The organism is Streptomyces tricolor, from assembly GCF_002155905.1.
Taxonomy (GTDB): domain Bacteria; phylum Actinomycetota; class Actinomycetes; order Streptomycetales; family Streptomycetaceae; genus Streptomyces; species Streptomyces tricolor.
Genome location: NZ_MUMF01000361.1, coordinates 1 through 7,188 on the forward strand (window position 1 = coordinate 1; position 7,188 = coordinate 7,188).

The window sequence follows — 7,188 nt, forward strand, 5'->3', positions numbered from 1 at the left end:
GCGGCGGGCCTGCTCGGCGCCCTGGCCTTCGGGGACGAGTTCCGCCACCCCGCCCTGGCGGCCGACCGCGGCACCGTCCCCCGCAGGCTGGGACTGCTCACCGCGAAACTGCTCGTCTCCGGGGCCGCCGCGGTGCTGCTCGCCTTCCTCACCGTGGGCTGCGACGCCGAAGTGCTCTACATCGTCTACGGACGGGAGCTCACGCAAGTTCCCGCGGACTGGCTCTCGCTCACCGCGAGTTGGTTCGGGCTGGTCGTCGGCTGCGCCTGGGCCGGTGTGCTGGCGGCCGGAGTGTTCCGGTCCACGACGGCCGGACTGGCCGCCGTCCTCGCCGTACCCGTGCTCGTCGTGCCCCTCGTGCACAAGGCCCTGCAGGGCCCGGCCGTGCGGCTGGCGGCCGACTTCCCGGTGCGGATGCACGAGGTCTTCCTGTTGCAGTGGCCCTTCGGAGGGGAGCGGTACCTGCTCGCCGCAGCTCGGATCCTCGCCCAACCCGTAGGCGCAGCAATGGCGTTGTCGCTGGCGGCGCTACTCTGCGCGTACGTGCTCACGGCGCTGCGTACCCGGCTCCACTGACGACGGTCCGCACGCTTCTGGTACCCGTGTGCCCACAACTCCCCGCAGAAAGCCCATTTCTTTCCGATAAGGCGTCAATTGCGACGGGGTGAGCGATCACCCTTTCGTGTGCTTTTCACCAAAGACCTCAAGGGAGTTGGAGGCGACGCCGACAAAGGATCCGTGAGTACCCTTGCGCACACCATGATGACCGCCGCCCGCCCCGCAGACTCAGGTCTGGCCGGCCCGGGCGAACTCGACCGCTACCCCTACGCCGAGGCCCCGGTGGCCGACCGCGTCGGCGCGCCCGCCTGGGACACCGGGGACCCGGAGCTGGGCCGCGTGGGCCGGCGGGCCACGGGCAGCCGCGGGCGCGGACTGCACGGCCAACTCGTCCAGCAGCTGGGACAGATGATCGTCTCCGGCGACCTGGGGGCCGACCGCCCGCTCGTGCCCGAGGAGATCGGCCAGCGTTTCGAGGTGTCCCGCACCGTCGTCCGCGAGTCCCTCCGCGTCCTCGAGGCCAAGGGCCTGGTCAGCGCCCGCCCGAACGTCGGCACGCGCGTGCGTCCCGTCAGCGACTGGAACCTGCTCGATCCGGACATCATCGAGTGGCGGGCCTTCGGGCCGCAGCGCGACGACCAGCGCCGGGAGCTGAGCGAGCTGCGCTGGACGATCGAGCCGCTCGCCGCCCGTCTCGCCGCCGGGCACGGGCGCGAGGAGGTGCAGCAGCGCCTCTGCGACATGGTCGAGATCATGAGCCACGCCATGGCGCAGGGCGACGCGCTCACCTACTCGCGCGCCGACACCGAGTTCCACACGATGCTCATCCAGATCGCGGGCAACCGCATGCTGGAGCACCTCTCCGGCATCGTCTCGGCGGCCCTCCAGGTCTCCGGCGGGCCGGTCACGGCCTGTGACCGGCCGAACGAGGCGTCCCTCGCGCAGCACGCGCGCATCGTCGACGCGCTCGGCACCGGCGACGGCACGGCGGCGGAGACGGCCATGCGCCAGCTGCTCACGGTCCACCCCGAGGTGGAGCGCGTGGTGCCCGCCCCGCGCGAGCACTGACCCCGCGAGGGGTGCGGTGCGGTCGCCGGTGTGCGGCGTGCTCGTGGTGCTCGTGGCGGCGCCGGACCCGGGTACCGGCCGTCGCCGGACCCCGTCGGACCCTCTGGAGTCCGGCGGGGCCCGGCGGTGCGACGGGAGACCCTGGTCGTGGGTGTGGCCGGGATGGCAACCACTGATGATCTCATCTGCGCATGTCTGACCGCTTTTGACCGCTTACGGGGTGTGACTCGGGCCACGTAGATTGGGCGTAACGCTCGTGGAGACAGCGCGATGACCTAAGAGGTGACAGCCGCGGAAGGAATACGGACGCCAGATCAGGCGCTGTGCATCTTCCCGGCCCCCGCCCGCGCCGTCGGCCCATCCCCAGGCCGGTGGTCGGCTCCTGTCCGCAGTGGACGGTGCCGGAAGCCGTTTTCCAACGTTCCGAGAGGTTGTTCGTGTCGGCCAGCACATCCCGTACGCTCCCGCCGGAGATCGCCGAGTCCGTCTCTGTCATGGCGCTCATTGAGCGGGGAAAGGCTGAGGGGCAGATCGCCGGCGACGATGTGCGTCGGGCCTTCGAAGCTGACCAGATTCCGGCCACTCAGTGGAAGAACGTACTGCGCAGCCTCAACCAGATTCTTGAGGAAGAGGGTGTGACGCTGATGGTCAGTGCCGCAGAGCCCAAGCGCACCCGCAAGAGCGTCGCAGCGAAGAGCCCGGCGAAGCGCACCGCCACCAAGACGGTCGCGGCGAAGACGGTGACCACCAGGAAGGCCACCGCGACCACGGCTGCCCCCGCGGCGCCCGCCGCCCCGGCAGCAGCCGATTCCGCCGAAGAGGCCGCCCCCGCCAAGAAGGCCGCCGCCAAGAAGGCGACCGCCAAGAAGACGGTCGCCAAGAAGGCCGTCGCCAAGAAGACGGCCGCCAAGAAGACCACGGCCAAGAAGGACGACGTCGAGCTTCTCGACGAGGAGGTCCTGGAGGACACCAAGGTCGCCGACGAGCCGGAGGGCGCCGAGAGCGCCGGCTTCGTCCTGTCCGACGAGGACGAGGACGACGCGCCCGCGCAGCAGGTCGCCGCCGCCGGTGCCACCGCCGACCCGGTCAAGGACTACCTGAAGCAGATCGGCAAGGTCCCCCTGCTCAACGCCGAGCAGGAGGTCGAGCTGGCCAAGCGCATCGAGGCGGGCCTGTTCGCCGAGGACAAGCTGGCGAACTCCGACAAGCTCGCCCCGAAGCTCAAGCGCGAGCTGGAGATCATCGCCGAGGACGGCCGCCGCGCCAAGAACCACCTCCTGGAGGCCAACCTCCGACTGGTGGTCTCCCTGGCCAAGCGCTACACCGGCCGCGGCATGCTCTTCCTGGACCTCATCCAGGAGGGCAACCTCGGTCTGATCCGCGCGGTCGAGAAGTTCGACTACACCAAGGGCTACAAGTTCTCCACGTACGCCACCTGGTGGATCCGTCAGGCCATCACCCGCGCCATGGCCGACCAGGCCCGCACCATCCGTATCCCGGTGCACATGGTCGAGGTCATCAACAAGCTCGCGCGCGTGCAGCGCCAGATGCTCCAGGACCTGGGCCGCGAGCCCACCCCGGAGGAGCTGGCCAAGGAACTCGACATGACCCCGGAGAAGGTCATCGAGGTCCAGAAGTACGGCCGCGAGCCCATCTCGCTGCACACCCCGCTAGGCGAGGACGGCGACAGCGAGTTCGGTGACCTCATCGAGGACTCCGAGGCCGTCGTTCCGGCCGACGCGGTCAGCTTCACGCTCCTCCAGGAGCAGCTGCACTCCGTCCTGGACACCCTGTCCGAGCGCGAGGCGGGCGTCGTCTCCATGCGCTTCGGTCTCACCGACGGTCAGCCGAAGACCCTCGACGAGATCGGCAAGGTGTACGGCGTGACGCGTGAGCGCATCCGCCAGATCGAGTCCAAGACCATGTCGAAGCTGCGCCACCCGTCGCGTTCGCAGGTGCTGCGCGACTACCTCGACTAGGTCCCGCGTCTACGACGGCGAAGGCCCGGTTCCCCTCGCGGGAGCCGGGCCTTCGTGCTGCGCACTCGCGACAGGTGGATCACTCTGGGTGTCCAGGAGGACCGCAGAGTGAGGAGCATGCATGCGCCGTTCCGTTGCCCGGGCACTGATCCGGCCGCTGGCCCTTGCGGCCACCGTGACCGCGATACCCCTGGTGAGCCCCACTCATGCGGTCGCCGACAGCGTCGTGGTCGGTGGGTTCCCGATAGACGTCTCCCAGGCTCCGTGGACGGTGGCACTGGCCAGCCGTGACCTGTTCGGAGGTATGCGGGCGGGGCAGTTCTGCGGCGCCGTGGCCATCGGGCGCAGCACGGTGCTCACCGCGGCCCACTGCCTGGCCACGGACGTGCTCGGGGTACCGGCGAACCGTGTGCGCGACCTCAAGGTCATCGCGGGCCGCACGGACCTGCTGTCCGGGCAGGGGGAGGAGATCGCCGTACGGGAGATCCGTTTCAATCCCGCGTACGACGTCACGACCAACTCCGGCGACTTCGCGGTCCTCGGGCTGGCCGCACCGCTGCCGCAGAGCGCGGTCGTCACCATGGCCGGCGCGGGCGACCCGGCCTACGCACCGGGCACCCAGGCCCTGGTGACCGGATGGGGTGACACGACCGGCACAGGTGCGTACGCGCGCCGGCTCCGCGCCGCACGCGTGCGCGTGCTGCCCGACGAGCTGTGCGCCCGCGCCTACCCCGGCGGCCCTGAGGGGACCTATCAGGCCAGCACCATGCTGTGCGCCGGTGAGGCCGCCGGAGGGCCCGACGGCTGCCAGGGGGACAGCGGCGGGCCTCTGGTGGCCGGGGGACGGCTGATCGGCCTCGTGTCGTGGGGGAGCGGCTGCGGGCGGGCAGGGCTCCCCGGCGTCTACACGCGCGTCTCCGAGGTCGTACGGGCCTTGAAAGCGGCCACAGCGGCCCAGAAGCGGCCCGTCGCGCGCCCGCGAGCGCGTGCGGGGGCATGAGCACGGGCGGCCCCTCCTGGTGAGGAGAGGCCGCCCGTTCACCGGCCTGCGCCGGGGCTGGCTCGTCGTGTGTGCGAGATTCAGCGCTCTTCGTCGGAAGCGGTGTTCGGAACGGCCGTCAGTCGCTCCGTCTCGTCCTGTATCTCAGCGGCGATCTTCTTGAGTTCCGGCTCGAACTTGCGACCGTGGTGGGCGCAGAAGAGCAGTTCTCCGCCGCTCAGCAGGACGACGCGCAGGTATGCCTGGGCGCCGCAGCGGTCGCAGCGATCGGCGGCCGTCAGCGGGCTCGCGGGGGTCAGAACAGTAGTCACGTCGCCTCTTCTCTAGCTCGACGAGCTGTCGTACCAGGGTCAACATCCAACCAGCCCGAAAACGTTCCCGCTCGTGGCTTTTCCTCGAAAAAATCTTTCCGGGGCGGCTGTCTGCTGCCGGTTGGCGGCGAATGTGCCGTATTGCGTCTCTTGTGTGCGTACGGGTTCGCGCTGTCTTGCTGTCTCGGTCCTCCCGGCTGGGTTGCCGGTTGTTCATGAGGACGTGCCCGGAGCCTAAATGGTTCATGCCTCGAAGGGAACGTGATGTGTACTTCACTCCATCGAGGGATCGAACGTGTATGCGAACTTGGACTAGTGTGAGGGGCCGACGAGGGTGGCGTTACACCGGCTCTACCAGGGCTCGGTACCCTCTGTGCGGCGACCGAAGCCGCCCCCTTACCCAAAAGGGGGCCACCTGAAATTCAGCGAGGAGCGAACCGCGTGACCGCCGATACGTCCGTGCCGTCCACAGCGCTGCTGGCAGGAGCAGACCGGGACGGTTCCAACTACACCGCGCGGCACCTGCTCGTCCTCGAGGGCCTCGAGGCCGTGCGCAAGCGCCCTGGCATGTACATCGGCTCGACGGACAGCCGCGGTTTGATGCACTGCCTGTGGGAGATCATCGACAACTCGGTCGACGAGGCCCTCGGCGGCTACTGCGACCACATCGAGGTGGTCCTCCACGACGACGGCTCCGTCGAGGTGCGCGACAACGGCCGGGGCATCCCCGTGGACGTGGAGCCGAAGACCGGCCTGTCCGGGGTCGAGGTCGTCATGACGAAGCTCCACGCGGGCGGCAAGTTCGGCGGCGGCTCGTACGCCGCCTCCGGTGGTCTGCACGGCGTCGGCGCCTCCGTGGTCAACGCCCTGTCCGCCCGGCTCGACGTCGAAGTGGATCGCGGCGGCCACACCCATGCCATCAGCTTCCGGCGTGGCGTGCCCGGCGTCTTCGCCGCCGGCAGCGCCGAAGCGAAGTTCGAGGCCAAGAGCGGTCTGCGCAAGACCAAGAAGATCCCCAAGACGCGCACCGGCACGCGCGTGCGGTACTGGGCCGACCGGCAGATCTTCCTCAAGGACGCCAAGCTCTCCCTGGAGAACCTGCACCAGCGTGCCCGGCAGACCGCGTTCCTGGTGCCCGGCCTGACCATCGTCGTGCGCGACGAGTTCGGCCTCGGTGAAGGCGGCAGCAAGGGCGAGGAGTCCTTCCGCTTCGACGGCGGCATCAGTGAGTTCTGCGAGTACCTGGCCAACGACAAGGCGATCTGCGACGTCCTCCGGTTCTCGGGCCGGGGCACCTTCAAGGAGACCGTTCCGGTCCTCGACGAGCACGGCCAGATGACCCCCACCGAGGTCACCCGTGAGCTGGGGGTCGACGTCGCGCTGCGCTGGGGCACCGGATACGACACCACCGTCCGGTCCTTCGTGAACATCATCGCCACCCCCAAGGGCGGCACTCACGTCACCGGCTTCGAGCAGGCGCTCACCCAGACGCTGAACGATGTGCTGCGCGCCAAGAAGCTGCTCCGTGTGGCCGAGGACAACATCGTCAAGGACGACGCCCTGGAGGGCCTCACCGCGGTCGTCACGGTCCGCCTGGCCGAGCCGCAGTTCGAGGGGCAGACCAAGGAGGTCCTCGGTACCTCGGCGGCCCGCCGCATCGTGAACAGCGTGGTCACCAAGGAACTGAAGGCCTTCCTCACGGCGACCAAGCGTGACGCCGCCGCCCAGGCCCGGGTCGTCATGGAGAAGGTGGTCGCGGCCGCCCGTACCCGGGTCGCGGCACGCCAGCACAAGGACGCCCAGCGCCGGAAGACCGCCCTGGAGTCCTCGTCCCTGCCGGCCAAGCTCGCCGACTGCCGCAGCGACGACGTCGACCGCAGCGAGCTGTTCATCGTCGAGGGCGACTCCGCGCTCGGTACGGCCAAGCTGGCACGGAACTCCGAGTTCCAGGCCCTGCTGCCGATCCGCGGCAAGATCCTCAACGTGCAGCGGTCGTCGGTGACCGACATGCTCAAGAACGCCGAGTGCGGTGCGATCATCCAGGTCATAGGGGCGGGCTCGGGCCGCACCTTCGACATCGACCAGGCCCGCTACGGCAAGATCATCATGATGACCGACGCCGATGTGGACGGCTCCCACATCCGGTGTCTGCTGCTGACGCTGTTCCAGCGCTACATGCGGCCCATGGTCGAGGCCGGCCGGGTCTTCGCCGCCGTGCCGCCGCTGCACCGCATCGAGCTGGTCCAGCCGAAGAAGGGCCAGGAGAAGTACG

5 protein-coding genes and 1 pseudogene are annotated in these 7,188 nt (G+C 69.4%); 5 read left to right on the plus strand and 1 reads right to left on the minus strand.

Annotation, left to right across the window (positions count from 1 at the left end):
- The 4 genes and pseudogenes from CCN44_RS25035 to CCN44_RS25050 form a co-directional block, all read left to right on the plus strand.
- Positions 1 to 576 (plus strand): annotated as a pseudogene (locus tag CCN44_RS25035) (ABC transporter); the annotation flags it as partial.
- A 162-nt stretch (positions 577 to 738) separates the two neighbouring features.
- Positions 739 to 1,626, plus strand: a complete 888-nt coding sequence (locus CCN44_RS25040; RefSeq protein WP_079081179.1) for a FadR/GntR family transcriptional regulator — start codon at positions 739 to 741, stop codon at positions 1,624 to 1,626.
- A 437-nt stretch (positions 1,627 to 2,063) separates the two neighbouring features.
- Positions 2,064 to 3,605: an RNA polymerase sigma factor gene (locus CCN44_RS25045; RefSeq protein ID WP_059255286.1), complete on the plus strand. Its 1,542-nt coding sequence runs from the start codon at positions 2,064 to 2,066 to the stop codon at positions 3,603 to 3,605.
- Positions 3,606 to 3,726: 121 nt separating this feature from the next.
- Positions 3,727 to 4,605, plus strand: a complete 879-nt coding sequence (locus CCN44_RS25050; protein ID WP_086699739.1) for a S1 family peptidase — start codon at positions 3,727 to 3,729, stop codon at positions 4,603 to 4,605.
- Between the two features lie 80 nt (positions 4,606 to 4,685).
- Here CCN44_RS25050 and CCN44_RS25055 read toward each other — a convergent pair whose 3' ends face one another.
- Complete coding sequence (locus CCN44_RS25055) at positions 4,686 to 4,916, minus strand: DUF7455 domain-containing protein (RefSeq protein WP_059253015.1); 231 nt, start codon at positions 4,914 to 4,916, stop codon at positions 4,686 to 4,688.
- Positions 4,917 to 5,357: 441 nt separating this feature from the next.
- Here CCN44_RS25055 and CCN44_RS25060 point away from each other — a divergent pair.
- A partial coding sequence (locus CCN44_RS25060; protein WP_086699742.1) for a DNA gyrase/topoisomerase IV subunit B occupies positions 5,358 to 7,188 on the plus strand: 1,831 nt, incomplete at its 3' end.